Here is an 18,557-nt window from a genome sequence, read left to right on the forward strand (position 1 = left end):
CAGTTGGCTTTACCTTCTCATTAAGTGTCGAGACGTTTGATCGCCTCCGGAGCCTGCTCGATCCGGTCAACGAGGGCGATACGGGACTCCATCGACCGGTCCGCCGCGAGCGAGCGCAGCAGCGGTCGGGTGGGCGGCTCCCGTGGCCAGTGGTCCTCGTCCACCAGCACCATGGGAGCGGGCTCGCCGTGCGACTCGTAGTAGTTCGGCGTCGCGTTGTCGAAGATCTCCTGCACGGTCCCGGCGGTGCCCGGCAGGAAGACCACCCCGGTGGTGGAGCGGGTCGGCAGACCGTCCTCCCGGGTGGCGTCGGCGAAGTACTTCGCGATGTCCGAGGCGAAGGCGCCCGGCGGCTCATGTGCGCGCACTGGCGCGACACTCCCAGCTCCTTCGCCACGTGCGCCACCGGACGCAGATCGTGCACGACACGGCGCACCAGAAGGCGTCTGCCGTGGAAGGTCAGCCGGGCATGAGCGTGGGTCACCAAGACCTCCGGTTGTCGTGAAGACAGGCATCTCCACTACGCCCGGAGGTCCTCTTTTGATCAACTACCGACGCGAGTCACCAACCTCTTGGCCGAGTACACCTAGGCGCGTACGTCCGGGCGCAGTGGGCTCAGCCCTCGATCGCCGCCGGGTCCATCCAGATGACCTCCCAGGTGTGGCCGTCGAGGTCGTCGAAGGCCCTGCCGTACATGAAGCCCTGGTCCTGGGTCGGGCCGGTCTCCGTGCCGCCCGCGGCGATCGCCTTGTCGACCAGCTCGTCGACCTTCGCGCGGCTCTCCGCGCTCAGACAGACCAGCACCTCGCTGGTCTTCGTGGCGTCGGCGATCTCCTTGTCGGTGAAGGTCGCGTAGAACGGCTTGGTGAGCAGCATCGCGACGATGGTGTCGCTGATCACCACGGAGGCCGCCTTCTCGTCGCTGAACTGGGGGTTGATCGAATAGCCCAGCTCGGTGAAGAACTTCTTCGAGGCGTCGAGGTCGTTCACGGGCAGGTTCACGAAGATCATCTGCTGGTACATGGGGTTTCTCTCCCGTGGTGTGCGTGCTGGGGTCAGCGTGTTCGAGAGGTAGACCGGGGGGCCGGCTCGAACTCATCGGCGATCGCGGAAGTCTTTCGGCGGATCTTTTCCGCAGTCTCCGCGTCCGCAGTCTCCGCGGTTTCCGACGTTGCCGCTCAGCGGCCCACGGGCAGCGCCGCCAGTGCGGCGACGGCGAGGGTGAGCGGGCCGAACAGGGCCAGCAGGGCCGCCGCGCGCAGGGCCGCGGCCACGCGCAGCATCGTGGGCGGGGCGCCGAGCCGGAGCAGTGCGGCGGTCGTGTCGGCCCGGCACTGACGGGTCTCCACGGCCGCGGTGAGCAGGGTGGCGACCGTGCAGCCGGTGACGAGCAGCGCGCCGAGGCCGGCCAGGGGGCCGAACGCCGCCGCCGGGCCGCCGTACAGCGACGTCATGGCGTACCCGGCGGACACGACCGCGCAGACGACGCCCAGGGGGCGGCCGATCCGGGTGGCCTCCGCCATGAGCACCCGGCCGGAGAGGAGCCGGAGCGCGCCGGGGCGGGTGCACTGGAGGAGCAGGCCGCACACGTGGGTGAGGCCGGGGGCGGCGAGGACGAGACCGACGGCGATGAGGAGCCAGCCGCCGAGGACGGCGAGGTCCTGGCGGGCGGAGTAGGCGTGCATCGCGAGGCCGGCGGTGACGAGGGTGATGCCCCAGGGCAGACCGGCGGGGGCGCCCTGGGGAGGCGGGGGAGTGCCGTCGGTCCAGGTGGCTTCCGGCGCGGGGTCCGGGGCCGGGAGCTCGGGGCCGGATTCGGATGCGGATGCGTTGGTGCCCGCTTCCGGGCCGGCGGCCGTCGCGGTGGTGCCGCCGTCCGCGGCCTTGCGGCCCAGACGCGCGCCGAACCTGCCGTACGCCCCGAACGTCTCGCGGCCCCTCACCTCGCCGTACGCCCCGAAGCGGCCGAATCTGCGCGGTGCCGGGGTGGCGGGGCGCGGGTCCCGCGGGCGCAGGGACAGCGCCACCGTCACGGACGCCGTGACCGGGACCAGGGTCAGCAGGGTCAGGGCCGCCGGCACCGGGAAGGGCCGGCCGGCGGCCAGGAAGCCGGCCGCCGCGCCGTCGAAGGGCAGGCCCGTCAGGTCGCCCCGCAGATGGAGGAAGGCCAGCAGGGCGAGCAGCGAACCCAGCGTGCAGGACAGGGCCGTGGTCAGGGCGGAGACCGCCATCAGCCGGGCCGGGCCGAGGCCCGCCGCGGACAGTCCGGGGCGCTGCCGGGTGGCGGGGTCGGTGCGGGCGACGGCGAGGGCGAGGTACACCGTGGCGGCCAGCGGCACCGCGCACCAGACCAGGCGCAGCGTGGCGGCGTGGGCCGACTCCGGGTGGCCCAGCGCGTAGCCGAGGCAGGACAGCAGGAGGAACCCGGTGCCCGCGGTGGCCGTCGCCACCAGCAGGCGGCGCAGCTGGACGGCGGGCCGGGCCGCGCGGGTCAGACGGAGAGCGAGCACGCGGCCCGGCCTTCCGTCTGCGAGGTCTCCGGCAGGTACAGGTTCTGCACGCGCCGCCCGTCCAGCAGCGAGACCGTCCGGTCGGCGAGGGCCGCGATGTCGGGGTCGGTCGTGGCGAGGACGACGGTGATGCCGTGCGAGCGGGCGGCCGTGGTGAGCGTGCGCAGCACATGGGTGCGGTCGGCGCGGTGCAGCGGGGCCGTCGGCTCGTCGGCGAACAGCACCGTGGGGGCCGTGGCCAGCGCCCGGGCGATGGCGACGCGCTGGCGTTCGGCCTGCTGGAGCTGGTGCGGCCGGCAGCGGGACCTGTCGCCGACGTCGAGGCGCACCAGCCACTCCTGCGCGGCGACCTTGGCCCGGCGGCGGCCGGTGCCGCGCAGCATCAGGGGCAGGGCGGCGTTCTCCCAGGCGTTCAGCTCGGGGATCAGGACCGGGGCGGGGCCGATCCAGCCGAAGCGGTCCCGGCGCAGCCGTTCCCGGGCCATCGGGCCGAGGGTGTGCACGGGCACGCTGTTGAACCAGACCTCGCCGCCGCTCGCCGGCACCAGGCCGGACAGACAGGACAGCAGGGTCGACTTGCCGCTGCCGCGGGCGCCGGTGACGGCGAGGATCTCGCCCTCCCGCACCGCGAGCGAGACCCCGGCGAGCCCGGGGGAGCCGTCGGGGTGCCGGTAGTGCAGTGAGCGTGCCCAGAGCACGTCGTTGTCCGGTGGGGCCTCCATGGGCGTACACCTCGGTTCTGATCCGTTTTCCCGTTTGCCTCATCCCTCGTGTGGGGGAACGAAGGCTGGGCCGATCGGTCACTGGAACGCTAGGCAGCCGGTGCCGGGAGGCCGGACAGCACACGGCCCCGGGCCGCCGTTCCCACTCGAACGGACGGCACCGGGGCCGGTGATGATCAGCTGATCAGAGGACCGAGGCTCAGAGCTTCGTCCACGCCTCCGTCAGCGTCGCGCGCAGGATCTGCTCGATCTCGTCGAAGGTCTCCTGGTTGGAGATCAGCGGCGGGGCGAGCTGGATCACCGGGTCGCCGCGGTCGTCGGCACGGCAGTACAGGCCGTTCTCGAACAGGGCCTTGGAGAGGAAGCCGTACAGGACGCGCTCGGTCTCCTCCTCGTTGAAGGACTCCTTGGTGTTCTTGTCCTTCACCAGCTCGATGCCGTAGAAGAAGCCGTTGCCGCGGACGTCGCCGACGATCGGCAGGTCGTGCAGCTTCTGCAGGGTCTGCAGGAAGGCGCCCTCGTTGTCGAGCACGTGCTGGTTGAGACCCTCGCGCTCGAACAGGTCGAGGTTGGCGACACCCACGGCCGCCGACACCGGGTGGCCGCCGAAGGTGTAGCCGTGCAGGAAGGTGTTGTCGCCCTTGTAGAACGGCTCGGCGAGCCTGTCGGAGACGATGCAGGCGCCGATCGGGGAGTAGCCCGAGGTCATGCCCTTGGCGCAGGTGATCATGTCCGGGACGTAGCCGAACTTGTCGCAGGCGAACATCGTGCCGAGGCGGCCGAAGGCGCAGATGACCTCGTCCGACACGAGCAGTACGTCGTACTGGTCGCAGATCTCGCGCACGCGCCGGAAGTAGCCGGGCGGGGGCGGGAAGCAGCCGCCGGCGTTCTGCACGGGCTCCAGGAAGACCGCGGCGACGGTGTCGGGGCCCTCGAAGAGGATCTGCTGCTCGATCTGGTCGGCGGCCCAGCGGCCGAAGGCCTCCGGGTCGTCGCCGAATATCGGGGCGCGGTAGATGTTGGTGTTCGGCACCTTGTACGCGCCCGGCACGAGCGGCTCGAAGGGGGCCTTCAGGCCGGGCAGACCCGTGATGGACAGGGCGCCCTGCGGGGTGCCGTGGTAGGCGACGGCACGCGAGATGACCTTGTACTTGGTGGGCTTGCCCTTGAGCTTGAAGTACTGCTTGGCGAGCTTCCAGGCGGTCTCGACGGCCTCGCCGCCGCCGGTGGTGAAGAAGACCTTGTTCAGGTCGCCCGGCGCGTAGTCGGCCAGGCGCTCGGCCAGCTCCACGGCCTTCGGGTGGGCGTAGGACCACACCGGGAAGAAGGCGAGCTCCTGGGCCTGCTTGAAGGCGGTCTCGGCGAGTTCCGTGCGGCCGTGACCGGCCTGGACCACGAACAGACCCGCGAGACCGTCGAGGTAGCGCTTGCCCTTGTCGTCGTAGATGTAGGTGCCCTCACCCCGGACGATGGTCGGGACGGGGGAGTTCTCGTACGAGGACATGCGGGTGAAGTGCATCCACAGGTGGTCGTACGCGGTGCGGCTGAGGTCCTTCTGGGTCACGGTTATCGGGTTCCCCACATGTAGGTCTGCTTCTTCAGCTTCAGGTAGACGAAGCTCTCGGTGGAGCGCACCCCGGGCAGGGCCCGGATGCGTTTGTTGATGACGTCCAGCAGGTGGTCGTCGTCCTCGCAGACGATCTCGGCGAGGATGTCGAACGAGCCCGCGGTCATCACCACGTACTCGACTTCCGACATGGCGGTCAGCGCGTCCGCGATCGACTCGACGTCGCCCTCGACGTTGATCCCGACCATCGCCTGCCGGCGGAAGCCCACGGTGAGCGGGTCCGTGACGGCGACGATCTGCATCACGCCCTGGTCCAGCAGCTTCTGGACGCGCTGGCGCACGGCCGCCTCGGACAGGCCGACGGCCTTGCCGATCGCGGCATACGGCCGCCGGCCGTCCTCCTGGAGCTGCTGGATGATGGCGAGGGAGACGGCGTCCAGCTGGGGGCTGTTGCCGTTCCTGGACTCGCGGGTGGAGTCCCTCTGGTCTGCGCTTCGACTGGCCACGACCTCACTGTGCACGAGGTCTCGACAGTTCCGCAACCCTACAGCGATGAAATTCGTTGTTTACGGCTTCGAAGCTTGCGGATTTCGCAGAAGTGGTGCCGCTGGGGGTGTTGAAAACGTGGGCCTGACGACTAGGGTGGGTGTCTCAGTAATCGGACAGCGAGTAACAGCGAGTACCTGAATCAGGAGGCCGGCAGTGAGCACCGAGCTGCGTCGTCTGCGCAACTACATCGACGGTGAGTTCCGGGACGCCGCCGACGGACGGACCACCGAGGTGGTCAACCCCGCGACGGGCGAGGCGTACGCGACCGCGCCGCTGTCCGGTGCGGCGGACGTCGACGCCGCCATGGAGGCCGCCGCCCGCGCCTTCCCGGCCTGGCGCGACACGACGCCCGCCGAGCGGCAGAAGGCGTTGCTGAAGATCGCGGACGCCTTCGAGGAGCGCGCCGAGGAGCTGATCGCGGCCGAGGTGGAGAACACGGGCAAGCCGGTCGGGCTCACCCGCTCCGAGGAGATCCCGCCGATGGTCGACCAGATCCGCTTCTTCGCGGGCGCGGCACGGCTGCTGGAGGGCCGCTCGGCCGGTGAGTACATGGACGGGATGACCTCGATCATCCGCCGTGAGCCGGTCGGCGTCTGCGCCCAGGTCGCCCCGTGGAACTACCCGATGATGATGGCCGTGTGGAAGTTCGCCCCGGCGATCGCCGCGGGCAACACGGTCGTCCTGAAGCCGTCGGACACCACCCCGGCCTCCACCGTCCTGATCGCCGACATCGTGGGCTCGATCCTGCCCAAGGGCGTCTTCAACGTCGTCTGCGGCGACCGCGACACCGGCCGCCTGATGGTCGAGCACGACACCCCGGCGATGGCCTCGATCACCGGCTCGGTCCGCGCGGGCATGTCCGTCGCCGAGTCCGCGTCCAAGGACCTCAAGCGGGTCCACCTGGAGCTGGGCGGCAAGGCCCCGGTCGTCGTCTTCGAGGACACCGACATCGCCAAGGCCGTCGAGGACATCTCGGTCGCGGGCTTCTTCAACGCGGGCCAGGACTGTACGGCCGCGACCCGTGTCCTCGTCCAGGAGTCCATCCACGACGAGTTCGTGGCCGCGCTCGCCAAGGCCGCCGCCGAGACGAAGACGGGTCAGCCGGACGACGAGGACGTGCTGTACGGCCCCCTGAACAACCCGAACCAGCTCAAGCAGGTCTCCGGCTTCATCGAGCGCCTGCCCGCCCACGCCAAGGTCGAGGCGGGCGGCCAGCGGGTCGGCGACAAGGGCTACTTCTACGCCGCGACCGTCGTCTCCGGCCTGAAGCAGGACGACGAGATCATCCAGAACGAGGTCTTCGGCCCGGTCATCACCGTCCAGTCCTTCACGGACGAGGACCAGGCGGTGGAGTGGGCCAACGGCGTGGACTACGCCCTGGCCTCCTCGGTGTGGACCAAGGACCACGCCCGCGCGATGCGCATGTCCAAGCGGCTCGACTTCGGCTGCGTGTGGATCAACACCCACATCCCGCTGGTCGCCGAGATGCCGCACGGCGGCTTCAAGAAGTCCGGCTACGGCAAGGACCTTTCGGCGTACGGGTTCGAGGACTACACGCGCATCAAGCACGTGATGACGTCCCTCGGCGCGTAACGCTCCGCTGGTTTCGGCCGCGTTCCGGGTGCGGGCGCGTGGGGGCTGGTCGCGCAGTTCCCCGCGCCCCTCGGGAGTTGGCGCCCGACCGCGTCGACACCGCGGCCCCGCGACCGCGATCGACAAGGTGTCGGACGGGGAACGGCATGCTCGACGCAGCGTCGATTGTCCGTTCGGCGGGCGGGAGGGCATCCTTCCGGGGTGCCCCAGACTTCCTCTCGTACGTCCGTGATGTCCCGCCGTTCCCTGCTGCGCGCCTTCGGCGGCACCGCCGCGCTCGGCGCGCTGGCCGGCTGTGGGGTGCCCGCCGCCTACGTCCAGCCCGGCGACCGCGCCGTCCCGGACGACTCCGCGGCCGACAAGAAGCTGACCTGGGCGAACTGGCCGCTGTACATCGACACCGACGACAAGAACCCGAACCGGCGGCCCACGCTGGATGCCTTCGGGAAGCGCACCGGCATCTCCGTCGAATACGTCGAGGAGATCAACGACAACGACGAGTTCTTCGGCAAGATCAGCCCCGCGCTGATGAACCACCAGTCCACCGGCCGCGACCTGATCGTCATCAGCGACTGGATGTGCGCCCGGTTCGTGCGCCTCGGCTGGGTGCAGCGGATGGACCGCGCCCACCAGCCGAACGTCGCGAAGTACCTCGACCCGCTGCTGCGCTCACCGGCCTTCGACAAGGGCCGCATGTCCACCGTGCCCTGGCAGTCGGGCATCACCGGCATCGCCTACAACCACAAGAAGCTGGGCCGCGAGATCCGCCGGGTGAAGGACCTCTGGGCGAGCGACCTCAAGGGCCGCGTGACCCTCCTGTCCGGCCTGGACGAGTCGTTCGCGCTGCTCATGCAGGGCAACGGGGTGGACATCACCCGGTGGACGGCGGCCGACTTCCACGCCGTCTGCGACGAGGTCGAACGGCAGGTCCACCGCGGCCAGATCCGCCGCTTCACCGGCAACGACTACACCAAGGACCTGGTCAGCGGCGACGTGCTCGCCTGCCAGGCCTACTCCGGCGACGTCATCCAGCTCCAGGCGGACAACCCCGACATCCGCTTCGTCGTCCCCGAGGAGGGCGCCGAGCTGTGGTCGGACTCCCTCATGATCCCCAACCGCGCCCGTCACAAGGCCAACGCGGAGCGCCTGATCGACTACTACTACGACCCCGAGGTCGCCGCGAAGCTCGCCGCCTGGGTCAACTACGTCTGCCCGGTCCCCGCGGCCAAGGAGGTCCTGGCGTCCTCGAAGGACAAGGACACCGCGGCCCTCGCCGACAACCCCCTGATCTTCCCTGACACCACCATGCGGGGGCGCCTCGCCATCGCCCGCGACATCACCTCCACGGAACGCGTGGAGTTCGCCAAGCGCTGGAACACGATCGTGGGGCTCTGACGGGGGCTCGGATCCCCTGTGGCCATGCCGATCTCCCATGCCTTCCGTCGGTGTGGGAGTCGTGAAGAGCTCTCGCAGGGTTCTGGGGATTCGGTCACGGGAGCGGAAAGATCGGAGGGCACTCGGCGCTTGCGGACAGGTCGGGCGCCGCTCCATGCGATGGGAGACCGATCGACGATGTTCACTCCGGTGCGGAGCAGGGTACGGACGGCCGCGCTCGCGCTCTTGGCCGCTACGGCCCTCGCCCTCGGCGCGACCCCCACGACCGGCGCGGCAGCGGCCCCCGCTCCCGCGAAACAGGGACCAACCTCGGTGGCCTACGTCGAGGTGAACAACAACAGCATGCTGAACGTCGGCAAGTACACCCTCGCGGGCGGCGGCAACGTCTTCGACATCGCCGTGATCTTCGCGGCGAACATCAACTACGACACGGGCACGAGGGCGGCGACCCTGTACTTCAACGAGAACGTGCAACGCGTCCTCGACAACGCCGCCACGCAGATACGGCCGTTGCAGCAGAGGGGCATCAAGGTCGTCCTCTCGGTGCTCGGCAACCACCAGGGCGCGGGCTTCGCCAACTTCCCGTCCCGGCAGGCGGCTTCGGCGTTCGCGAAACAACTCTCGGACACCGTGGCCGAGTACGGCCTCGACGGCATCGACTTCGACGACGAGTACGCCGAGTACGGCAACAACGGCACCGGCCAGCCCAACGACAGCTCGTTCGTGTACCTGGTGTCGGCACTGCGCGCGAACATGCCGGACAAGATCATCAGCCTCTACGACATCGGCCCGGCCGCGTCGCGCCTGTCCTACGGCGGCGTCGACGTCTCGTCCGACTTCGACTACGCCTGGAACCCGTACTACGGCACCTGGCAGGTCCCCGGCATCGCACTGCCCAAGTCGAAGCTGTCGCCCGCGGCCGTCGAGATCGGCGGGACCTCGCAGAGCACGGCCGCCGACCTCGCCCGCCGCACGGTCGCTGAGGGGTACGGCGTCTACCTGACGTACAACCTCGACGGCGCCGATCGCAGCGCCGATGTCTCCGCGTTCACCAGGGAGCTGTACGGCAGCGACGCCGTCTACGCGCCGTAGGCCGACCGCACCTTCCGCAGGCCGCGCCTTCGACAACGATGTCGAAGGCGCGGCCACTCGCGGAGCTGGAGCGGCGGGAGCGCAGCCATGTGCCCGAGTGTCCCGGAAGTCCCGGACGTCGCAGGCGCCTTGGGCGCGGCGACGGGTTCTGCTCGTCATCGAGCGCTTTTGAACGTGTTCAATTGTCGGCGTAGGCTGCTGTCATGAGCGACAGAGCCGCCCTGCTCAAGGGCATTCGCGTCTGGTTGGTCCTCTTCGTGGTGTGTCTCGTCCTCAGTGGGGCCACCGCCTTCCCCCTCGTGCACGAACTGCGCTGGACCGAGAGCCTGTTGCGCGCGCTGTCCGTGCCGGAGCGGCTGCCGGGGCTGATGGGCTGGATCGTGCGGGTGCGGCACGGGCTCGACACCGCCGACGCCGACTACCCGTTCCTCCTCTACGGCACCGACTGGCTGGCCTTCGCCCACCTCGTCATCGCCGTCGCCTTCTACGGGCCGTACCGGGACCCGGTCCGCAACATCTGGGTCGTCGAGTTCGGGATGATCGCCTGCGCCGGGATCATCCCGCTGGCCCTCGTCTGCGGGCCGATCCGCTCGATCCCCTTCTGGTGGAGCCTGATCGACATGTCCTTCGGGATCTTCGGGGTCGTCCCGCTGTACGTCGTACGGAAGAAGATCAAGCGACTGGAGGCGCTGACCCGGCCGGCCGTCAGCGGTTGACCGCAGGGCGGGCCCGCCGGTGCCGTGCCGGTGCGTGGACCGTCGTCGGGGACGGTGCGCGGGCGGACGAAAAACTGTGATCCGCGCCCCCTCCACTCCGTCTCTTCGCACGTCACCGTTCCCTCACGTGTGGAGTCCCCCTCATGCCCAGCCCCGCCCACCAGCACGTCAACAAGCACCGACTCGGCCGCCGGGGTCTCGTCACCGTCGGCGGCGGACTCGCGGCGGCCGGAGTGCTCGGCGGTGGGATCGCCGCGTTCTCCGGTGCCGGAGCGGACGCCGCGCAGTCCCCCCGCGCGGCCGGTGCGAGCCCCTCCCCGAGCCCCTCCCCGAGCCCCTCCGCGAGCGCCGCCTCCACGGCGTCCGCCGGGCGCAAGCACTTCGCCCACCCCGGCCTGCTGCACAACGCCGGTGACCTGCACCGCGCCAAGGCCCGTGTCGCCGCCGGCCGGGACCCATGGCTCGCCGGCTGGAAGCGGCTCACCGCCAACCCGCACTCCGCCAGCTCCTGGCGGCCTCGCCCGCAGGCCACCGTCGTCCGCGGCGCCGTGCCCGGCCGGAACCACACCGTCCTCTACAACGACATCCACGCCGCCTACCAGAACGCCCTGCGCTGGAGGATCGGCGGTACCAGGGCCAACGGAGACACGGCCGTCGCCCTCCTCAACACCTGGTCGGCCACCCTCACCAGGCTCACCGGCAACGCCGACCGCTTCCTGGCCGCCGGGATCTACGGCTACCAGTTCGCCAACGCCGCCGAACTCGTCCGCGACCACCCGGACTTCGACTTCGCCCGCTTCCGGAAGATGCTGCGCACGATCTTCTACCCGATGAACATCGACTTCCTGACCCGCCACAACGGCGCCGTCATCTCCAACTACTGGGCCAACTGGGACCTGTGCAACCTCGCCTCGGTGATGGCCATCGGGATCCTGCTCGACGACCACGCCCTGTTCCGCGGCGCCGTGACGTACCTCCAGAAGGGCGAGGGCAACGGCTCCTTCAAGAACGCCATCCCCTTCCGCTACGCCGGGCGGGGCCTCGCCCAGTGGCAGGAGAGCGGCCGCGACCAGGGGCACAGCATGATGGGCGTCGGCCTGCTCGGCGCGATCTGCGAGATGGCCTGGAACCAGGGCGTCGACCTCTATGGCTACGACGACAACCGCTTCCTGCACGCCGCCGAGTACGTCGCCCGCTACAACCTCGGCGCGGACGTGCCCTTCACGCCGTACGGCTGGCGCTCGGGCACCGGACACGGCCAGTGGCGGGAGCAGACCGCGATCTCCGCCACGGCCCGTGGCCGGCTCCGGCCCGTCTGGGAGATCCTGCACAACCACTACGCCCGCCGCCGCAGGCTCAGCACGCCGTACGTCACGGCCATGGCCGAGAAGGTGCGTACGGAGGGCGGGGGCGGCGACTACGGGCCGAACAGCGGAGGCTATGACCAGCTCGGCTTCGGGACGCTGCTCTACAGCAAGTGAGACACGTACGGGAGTCGGGATCGGTGGACGGGCGGGACCGGCGCGGCACGGTCGCGGCCGCGCAAGGAGGCGACCGGCGGGCCCTGGACGAGCTGACCGCGGGCTGGCTGCCGCTCGTCCACAACATCGTCGGCCGCGCCCTGGGCGGCCACGCGGACGTCCTCCCGAGCACCTGGGACGCCGTCGGGAAGGACGTCACGACCGGCCCCGCCCAGGGCGCCAGGCGCCACGGCCTGGTCCGCGACACCGGCAGGGACGACACCGCGGTCCCGCAGTACCTCACCCGCGCCACCCCGGCGGACACCTCGACCGTGGCCCAGCGGTCCGACGTCTGGCCGATGTCTAGCCGCCGCCGCGCAAGGCGTGCAGCACGTCGACACGGTTCGTGGTGACCGAGTCGACGCCCAGGTCCAGCAGCCGGTTCATCGAGCGGCGGGTGTCCGGGGTCCAGACGGAGACGAGGTAGCCGTCGTGGTGGACACGCGCGGCCAGGTCCCGGCTCACCAGCGAGAAGCGGTAGTTGAGCCAGCGCGGCCTGATCACGTCGAGCAGCGCGGGCCGGGGCGGGGCGAGCGTCGTCCAGGTCAGGGCGATCTCGGCGGCCGGGTCGGCGGCGCGCACGGCGAGCATGGCCTCGGCGTGCGCGCAGTAGTAGACGCGGTCCTCGGCCCCGCTCTGCCGGACCACGTCCATGACCCGGTCCACCATGCGCCGCTCCACCCGCCCGCACAGGTCCACCATCACCCGGGCGTCACCGGTCGCGGCCAGCGCCTGCGCGAGCGTCGGCACGCCGCCCGCCGTGAGCCCGCGGACCTCCTCGGCGGACAGCGCGGCGAGCGGCCGGTCGACCTCCCACAGCCGTTTCAGCGTCTCGTCGTGCAGCAGCACGGGGACACCGTCACGGCTGAGCCGTACGTCGATCTCGACCGCGTCCGCGCCCTGGTCGAGCGCGGAACGCAGCGAGTCGGTCGTGTTCTCGCGGAAGCGGTAGGGGTCGCCGCGGTGGGCCACGGCGGTCACGGTCTGCATGACGCCCATTGTGGCGGGCCCGGCCGAACGGAATGGGTCAGCGGGCCAGCCAGGCGGCGGTGTAGGTGTCGATCTCCGCCGCGATCCGCGCCTTGCCCGCCGCGTCCAGGAAGGAGGCCTCCACCGCGTTCTTCGCGAGTCCGGCCAGGCCCCGCTCGTCCAGGTCGAGCAGGCGGGCGGCCACCGCGTACTCGTTGTTGAGGTCGGTGCCGAACATCGGCGGGTCGTCGGAGTTGATCGTGACCAGCACCCCGGCCTTCGCGAACGCCTTGATCGGGTGCTCGTCCAGGGTGCGCACCGCGCGGGTGGCGATGTTGGAGGTCGGGCACACCTCCAGCGGGATCCGGTGCTCGGCGAGGTGCGCGAGGAGCTTCGGGTCCTGCGCGGAGCTGGTGCCGTGCCCGATGCGCTCGGCGCTCAGCTCGGTCAGCGCGTCCCACACCGTCTGCGGGCCGGTCGTCTCCCCGGCGTGCGGCACGGAGTGCAGACCGGCGGCGACGGCCCGGTCGAAGTACGGCTTGAACTGCGGCCGGGGTACGCCGATCTCGGGCCCGCCGAGCCCGAACGACACCAGGCCCTCCGGCCGGATCCGGTCGTCGGTGGCCAGCCGGGCGGTCTCCTCGGCGGACTCCAGCCCGGCCTCGCCGGGAATGTCGAAGCACCAGCGCAGCACGGTCCCGAACTCGGACTCGGCCGCCTTGCGGGCGTCCTCGATGGCCGCCATGAAGGCCAGCTCGTCGATGCCGCGCCGGGTGGAGGAGAACGGCGTGATGGTCAGCTCGGCGTACCGCACCTGCTGGCGGGCCAGGTCACGGGCCACCTCGTAGGTCAGCAGCCGGATGTCCTCGGGGGTGCGGATCAGGTCCACCACCGACAGGTACACCTCGATGAAGTGCGCGAAGTCGGTGAAGGTGAAGTACTCGGCCAGGGCCTCGGGATCGGCCGGGACCTTGGAGTCGGTGTGCCGGGCGGCCAGTTCCGAGACGATGCGGGGGGAGGCGGAGCCGACGTGGTGGACGTGCAGTTCGGCCTTGGGGAGGCCGGCGATGAAGGTCCGCAGATCGCGGTCGGCGGTGCCGGTGACGGGTGCGGAGCTGTGGTCGGTCAAGGGGTCCTCCCCGGAAACGGGCGCCCGCGGAACGGGGTTCGGGACGGGATCCCTGGAACGGGGTCCGTGGAACCGGTCCGTGGTGCGGGCGCGGTGATCGGCTGATCGGTTGCGCGGGATCATCGTAGGCCCCCGGCGCGCGCCGCCGTCCGGGGCTGCTCGTAGCATGAACACATCCAGTTGAGGGGGTTGCGTTCACGATGTCCGACGAGGTGCCGCACTACACGCCACCGGAACAGCAACGTGCCGGCGAGCGGCCCGCGTCGTCCCCGGTGTCGCTGAACAAGACCGTAGAGGAGCAGACCGCGGGGAACCAGGCGTCGCAGGACAGGACCGCGGGCACGGCACCGGCGGCTCCGCAGGCCCCGGCGGGTACGGTGCCTGCGGCCGCGCAGGCACCGGCTCCCGGCCAGGGCCCCGGGTCCGGCTCCTTCGGCTCGGTCCATGACCGGCAGACGGTGATCTCGCTGCCCCCCGACGCCGCGGCCGCGTCCTGGGCCCCGCCTGCCCCCGCCACCGCGCCCCCGGCGAACCCCTTCGCGGCCCCGGCCGCCCCGCCGACGGCCACGGCGCCGCCCGCGAACCCGTACGGCGCCCCGGCCACCGCGCACCCGTACGCCCCGTCCCTCGGGCAGTACCCGGCGTCCGAGCCGGTGCCCCCGCCGCCCATCGCGCCCGACGGCCCCGGGCAGCTGCCGTACTACCCGCCCGCGCCGTCGGCCTACGGCGACCCCGGCGCCTACCCGGCCGTGAACGCCTACGGCTGGCCGGGCATGCAGCCGGCCCCGAGCAACGGCCTGGGCACGGCCGCCATGGTCTGCGGCATCCTGGCCACGGTCGGCTTCCTGCTGTGGCCGATCGCCCTGGTGCTGGGCATCCTCGCGATCATCTTCGGCGCGATCGGCCGGGGCAAGGCGAAGCGGGGCGAGGCGACGAACCCGGGCATGGCTCTGGCGGGACTCATCTGCGGGTCGGCGGGCATCGTGCTGGTGCTGGGATTCTGGGCAGTCGTCATCGCCCTTCTCCACTGAGTCCCCCGACCGCGGCCGACCCGAGCGGCGCGCGGCCCGCGGGAGAGCTACGCCAGCCTCTCCCGCGCCGCCATCAGCGCGAACCCCAGGAGATTCGGGCCCTTCCAGCGCTGCGGGTCCATCGCCGCCTCGTCCGTCGCCGCGAGGCCGATTCCCCACACCCGGTCCACCGGGCTCGCCTCCACCAGCACCCGGTCACCGGTGCCGAGCAGGAAGGCGCGGAGCGCGTCGTCGGACGCGAACTTGTGCACGCTGCCCTCGACCACGATCCGGAACCGCTCCCGCTCCCATATCTCCTCGTCGAAGCGCCGGACCAGCCGCCCGGCCTTCTTCGCCTGGGAGGGATGCCCGGCGGCGAGCACCTTGCGCTCGGCCTCCGCGTCCTCGAAGAGCCGTGCCTTGCCCGCCATCATCCAGTGCTCGGCCGTCGCGTACTCCACACCCTCGACCACGAACGGTGACGGCCACCACTGGCTCAGACAGCTCGCGCCGATGCTGCCGTCCTTCGTCGGCCGGTGCCCCCAGAAGTGCAGGTACTTCACCCGGGCCCCGGACCGGACCTCGCTGATCAGGGCTTCGAGCCCGTCGATCTTCCCCATGCACGCGAGTCTGGCACGCACCACTGACACTCCGTCCGTCCTTTTCTGCCCCGACTCGACACCTGGTCGACAGATTCCGTCGCGTAACCAAAAGGCAACAACGGAATCACTTGTTGGAGTCCACTTGCTCTGTCAGGATCGGCACTCAAATCGAGCTGGAGCTACGCCACCCAACCCCCCGGGACGGGGCGCACGGCGGAGGAGAGCGACATGCACAACCCGGGCACCGCCACCCCGGAACGATTTCCCGCACAGGACCGGTTCGCCGAAGGCGCGCAGTTCGTCGCGGGCCGCCTGACGAAAGGCACCTCGGGCCGCACCCACGCCGTGGTCGACCCCGCGACCGGCGAGGAGGTGTACACCTACGAGCTGGCCGGCGCCGACGACGTCGACGCGGCCGTGGCCGCCGCCCGCGCCGCGTTCCCCGGCTGGTCCTCGACCACCCCGGGCGAGCGCTCGGACGCGCTGCACCGCTTCGCCGCCGTGCTCGCCGACCGGGCGGAGGAGTTCGCCCGCGCGGAGTCCCTCCAGTGCGGCAAGCCGCTGAAGCTCACGCGCGAGTTCGACGTGCCGGGCACCATCGACAACACCGCCTTCTTCGCGGGCGCCGCCCGGCACCTGGCCGGTCAGTCAGCCGGCGAGTACTCCGGGGACCACACCTCGTACGTCCGCCGGGAACCCATCGGTGTCGTCGGGTCCATCGCCCCCTGGAACTACCCCCTCCAGATGGCCGCCTGGAAGATCCTCCCGGCGATCGCCGCGGGCAACACGATCGTGCTGAAGCCCGCCGAACTGACCCCGCTCACCTCGCTGCTGTTCGCTCAGGCCGCCACGGACGCCGGCCTCCCCGACGGCGTGATCAACATCGTCACCGGGACCGGGCGGGAGGCGGGGGAGCACCTCGTCGGGCACCCCGACGTCGCCATGACCTCGTTCACCGGGTCCACCGCCGTCGGCAAGCGCGTCGCCGAGGTCGCCACCGCCACCGTCAAGCGCCTGCACCTGGAGCTGGGCGGCAAGGCCCCCTTCGTGGTGTTCGACGACGCCGACCTGGAGGCCGCCGCCAACGGCGCGGTCGCCGGCGCGCTCATCAACACCGGCCAGGACTGCACGGCCGCCACGCGCGCGTACGTGCAGCGCCCGCTGTACGAGGCGTTCGTGGAGCGGACCGCCGCGCTGATGGAGACCGTGCGGCTGGGGGATCCCTTCGCACCCGGCACCGACCTCGGGCCGCTCATCTCGCACGTCCAGCGGGACCGGGTCGCCGGCTTCGTGGACCGGGCGCGTGCCTACGCGCGCGTGGTGACCGGCGGCGAGGCACCGAAGGGGGAGCTGGCGGACGGCGCCTACTACCGGCCGACGCTGGTCGCCGACGCCGCCCAGGACAGCGAGATCGTCCAGTCCGAGATCTTCGGCCCGGTCCTGGTCGTCCTGCCCTTCGACAGCGATGAGGAGGGGCTCCGGCTGGCCAACGACACCCCCTACGGCCTGGCCGCCTCCGCGTGGACCGGCAACGTCTACCGGGCCAATCGCGCGACCCGCGAGATCAAGGCGGGCTGTGTGTGGATCAACGACCACATCCCGATCATCAGCGAGATGCCGCACGGCGGCTACAAGGCGTCCGGGTTCGGCAAGGACATGTCGGTGTACTCATTCGAGGAGTACACGCAGGTCAAGCACGTAATGTTCGACAACACGGCGGTGGCGAGGAAGGACTGGCACCGCACCGTCTTCGGGGACCGCTGAGCAGGCCCGGCGAAGTCCGGTCCGGTTCGGCAGCGCCCCGAAGGGGCGCGGGGAACTGCGCGACCGGCCACGACGGACCCGCAGACGACCGACGGCACATCGCGGCGCTTCCAGCGGAGCGCTCAGCACCCGCCGGCCACCGACCGGGCCGGCACCTCCCCCTCCAAGGGCACTTCCTCCAAGGGCACTTCCCGAAAGGCACCACGCGCATGGAGCACTACGAGCCCCACCGCCCGACCCCTGTCGCGGCCCCGACCCGCCGGTCGCTGCTGCGCGCCTCGGCGGGCGGCGCGCTCGCGGTCGGCGGACTCGGGGCGCTGAGCGCCTGCGGGATCCCCGCGGCGACCAAGAACCAGGGCGGGGTCTCCGCCGACGACCACTCGGCCACGGAGAAGACCGTCAACTTCTCCAACTGGCCCGAGTACATCGACGTGGACGCCAAGGGCAAGAGCCACCCCACGCTCGACCACTTCGCCCGGCGGACCGGCATCAAGGTCACCTACACCGAGGACATCAACGACAACGACGAGTTCTTCGGCAAGATCCAGCCCGAGCTGGCCGCCGGCCACGACACCGGCCGCGACCTCATCGTGCTCACCGACTGGCTGGCCGCCCGCATGATCCGGCTCGGGTACGTCCAGAAACTGGATGCGTCCAACCTGCCGCACGCCTTCGCCAACCTGTCCGACCAGTTCCGGGCCCCCGACTGGGACCCGGGCCGCGCCTACTCGTACCCCTGGCAGGGCATCTCGACCGTCATCGCCTACAACAAGAAGGCGCTCGACGGCATCGAGGTGAAGTCGGTCTCCGACCTGCTCGACAACCCCAGGCTCAAGGGCCGCGTCGGCTTCCTGACCGAGATGCGCGACAGCATCGGCATGACCATGCTCGACATGGGCAAGGACCCGGCGAAGTTCACCGACGACGACTACGACGCGGTGATCGCCCGCCTCCAGAAGGCCGTCGACAAGGGCCAGATCCGCCGCTTCACCGGCAACGACTACACCTCGGACCTCACCAAGGGCGACTTCGCGGCCTGCATCGCCTGGGGCGGAGACATCGTCCAGCTCCAGGCGGACAGCCCGGACGTCGGCTACGTCATCCCCGACAGCGGCTACATGACGTCGACGGACAACCTGCTCATCCCCAACCGGGCGCGCCACAAGACGAACGCCGAGCGGCTCATCGACTACTACTACGAGCCCGAGCCCGCCGCCGAGCTGGCCGCCTACATCAACTACGTGAGCCCCGTCGCCGGAGTACAGCCCTACCTTGCGAAAATCGACGCTTCGGCGGCGAAGAACCCGCTGATCATTCCCGACAAGGCCATGCAGGCCAAGTCCCATGCCTTCCGCGCGCTGACGCAGAAGGAAGAGACGGCCTACCAGCAGAAGTTCTCGAAGCTCACAGGGGCGTGAC

The 18,557-nt window shown here is 70.7% G+C and carries 17 protein-coding genes and 2 pseudogenes; 9 read left to right on the forward strand and 10 right to left on the reverse strand.

Annotated features, from left to right (window positions below):
• Positions 1-20 precede the first annotated feature (20 nt).
• From ACZ4MF_RS20980 to ACZ4MF_RS21010, 7 genes and pseudogenes are all read right to left on the reverse strand, one after another.
• Positions 21-362: pseudogene (locus ACZ4MF_RS20980) on the reverse strand (LOG family protein); the annotation flags it as partial.
• A pseudogene (locus tag ACZ4MF_RS20985) lies at positions 359-484 on the reverse strand (IS481 family transposase); the annotation flags it as partial. The pseudogenes ACZ4MF_RS20980 and ACZ4MF_RS20985, both read right to left, overlap by 4 nt.
• A 131-nt stretch (positions 485-615) precedes the next feature.
• The gene (locus tag ACZ4MF_RS20990; protein WP_402066893.1) at positions 616-1,023 is read right to left on the reverse strand and encodes a VOC family protein; all 408 of its coding nucleotides are present in this window, start codon (positions 1,021-1,023) and stop codon (positions 616-618) included.
• A gap of 155 nt (positions 1,024-1,178) precedes the next feature.
• Positions 1,179-2,510 carry a hypothetical protein gene (locus ACZ4MF_RS20995; RefSeq protein ID WP_467493449.1) on the reverse strand — a complete coding sequence of 444 codons (1,332 nt, stop codon included), beginning with the start codon at positions 2,508-2,510 and terminating at the stop codon, positions 1,179-1,181.
• Complete coding sequence (locus ACZ4MF_RS21000; protein WP_467493450.1) at positions 2,492-3,232, reverse strand: ABC transporter ATP-binding protein; 741 nt, start codon at positions 3,230-3,232, stop codon at positions 2,492-2,494. Before ACZ4MF_RS21000 ends, ACZ4MF_RS20995 begins: the two co-directional genes overlap by 19 nt.
• A 199-nt stretch (positions 3,233-3,431) precedes the next feature.
• Positions 3,432-4,796: an aspartate aminotransferase family protein gene (locus ACZ4MF_RS21005; RefSeq protein WP_467493451.1), complete on the reverse strand. Its 1,365-nt coding sequence runs from the start codon at positions 4,794-4,796 to the stop codon at positions 3,432-3,434.
• A 2-nt stretch (positions 4,797-4,798) separates the two neighbouring features.
• Positions 4,799-5,320, reverse strand: coding sequence for an Lrp/AsnC family transcriptional regulator (locus ACZ4MF_RS21010; RefSeq protein WP_071375713.1), 522 nt, complete (start codon positions 5,318-5,320; stop codon positions 4,799-4,801).
• Positions 5,321-5,501: 181 nt separating this feature from the next.
• Here ACZ4MF_RS21010 and ACZ4MF_RS21015 point away from each other — a divergent pair, with 181 nt between their 5' ends.
• The 6 genes from ACZ4MF_RS21015 (at position 5,502) to ACZ4MF_RS21040 (ending at position 12,017) form a co-directional block, all read left to right on the forward strand.
• On the forward strand, positions 5,502-6,941 hold the full coding sequence (locus tag ACZ4MF_RS21015; protein WP_467493452.1) for a gamma-aminobutyraldehyde dehydrogenase: 1,440 nt from the start codon (positions 5,502-5,504) through the stop codon (positions 6,939-6,941).
• A gap of 201 nt (positions 6,942-7,142) precedes the next feature.
• On the forward strand, positions 7,143-8,336 hold the full coding sequence (locus ACZ4MF_RS21020) for an ABC transporter substrate-binding protein (protein ID WP_467493453.1): 1,194 nt from the start codon (positions 7,143-7,145) through the stop codon (positions 8,334-8,336).
• Between the two features lie 177 nt (positions 8,337-8,513).
• The gene (locus ACZ4MF_RS21025; protein WP_467493454.1) at positions 8,514-9,428 is read left to right on the forward strand and encodes an endo-beta-N-acetylglucosaminidase H; all 915 of its coding nucleotides are present in this window, start codon (positions 8,514-8,516) and stop codon (positions 9,426-9,428) included.
• 203 nt (positions 9,429-9,631) lie between these two features.
• Positions 9,632-10,144, forward strand: coding sequence for a hypothetical protein (locus tag ACZ4MF_RS21030; protein ID WP_467493455.1), 513 nt, complete (start codon positions 9,632-9,634; stop codon positions 10,142-10,144).
• Positions 10,145-10,287: 143 nt separating this feature from the next.
• Complete coding sequence (locus ACZ4MF_RS21035; protein WP_467493456.1) at positions 10,288-11,625, forward strand: alginate lyase family protein; 1,338 nt, start codon at positions 10,288-10,290, stop codon at positions 11,623-11,625.
• Positions 11,622-12,017, forward strand: coding sequence for a hypothetical protein (locus ACZ4MF_RS21040; RefSeq protein WP_467493536.1), 396 nt, complete (start codon positions 11,622-11,624; stop codon positions 12,015-12,017). Before ACZ4MF_RS21035 ends, ACZ4MF_RS21040 begins: the two co-directional genes overlap by 4 nt.
• On the opposite strand, the gene ACZ4MF_RS21045 is transcribed toward ACZ4MF_RS21040, so the two are convergent.
• Complete coding sequence (locus ACZ4MF_RS21045) at positions 11,968-12,654, reverse strand: glycerophosphodiester phosphodiesterase (RefSeq protein WP_467493457.1); 687 nt, start codon at positions 12,652-12,654, stop codon at positions 11,968-11,970. The genes ACZ4MF_RS21040 and ACZ4MF_RS21045 overlap by 50 nt on opposite strands.
• Before the next feature lie 37 nt (positions 12,655-12,691).
• The gene (locus tag ACZ4MF_RS21050) at positions 12,692-13,762 is read right to left on the reverse strand and encodes an adenosine deaminase (protein ID WP_467493458.1); all 1,071 of its coding nucleotides are present in this window, start codon (positions 13,760-13,762) and stop codon (positions 12,692-12,694) included.
• Positions 13,763-13,962: 200 nt separating this feature from the next.
• Between ACZ4MF_RS21050 and ACZ4MF_RS21055 the strand changes: the two genes are divergently transcribed.
• Positions 13,963-14,793 carry a DUF4190 domain-containing protein gene (locus ACZ4MF_RS21055; RefSeq protein WP_467493459.1) on the forward strand — a complete coding sequence of 277 codons (831 nt, stop codon included), beginning with the start codon at positions 13,963-13,965 and terminating at the stop codon, positions 14,791-14,793.
• A 47-nt stretch (positions 14,794-14,840) separates the two neighbouring features.
• On the opposite strand, the gene ACZ4MF_RS21060 is transcribed toward ACZ4MF_RS21055, so the two are convergent.
• Entirely contained in the window at positions 14,841-15,392 is a 552-nt protein-coding gene (locus ACZ4MF_RS21060) for an NADAR family protein (protein ID WP_467493460.1), read from the reverse strand.
• A gap of 210 nt (positions 15,393-15,602) precedes the next feature.
• Between ACZ4MF_RS21060 and ACZ4MF_RS21065 the strand changes: the two genes are divergently transcribed.
• Both ACZ4MF_RS21065 and ACZ4MF_RS21070 read left to right on the forward strand, forming a co-directional pair.
• Positions 15,603-17,138 (forward strand): gamma-aminobutyraldehyde dehydrogenase, encoded by a 1,536-nt coding sequence (locus tag ACZ4MF_RS21065; RefSeq protein ID WP_467493461.1) that lies wholly within the window; start codon positions 15,603-15,605, stop codon positions 17,136-17,138.
• Positions 17,139-17,347: 209 nt separating this feature from the next.
• Positions 17,348-18,556 carry an ABC transporter substrate-binding protein gene (locus ACZ4MF_RS21070; protein ID WP_467493462.1) on the forward strand — a complete coding sequence of 403 codons (1,209 nt, stop codon included), beginning with the start codon at positions 17,348-17,350 and terminating at the stop codon, positions 18,554-18,556.
• Position 18,557: the final 1 nt, after the last annotated feature.

The sequence above is a fragment of the Streptomyces sp. NPDC025793 genome (genome assembly GCF_055558375.1).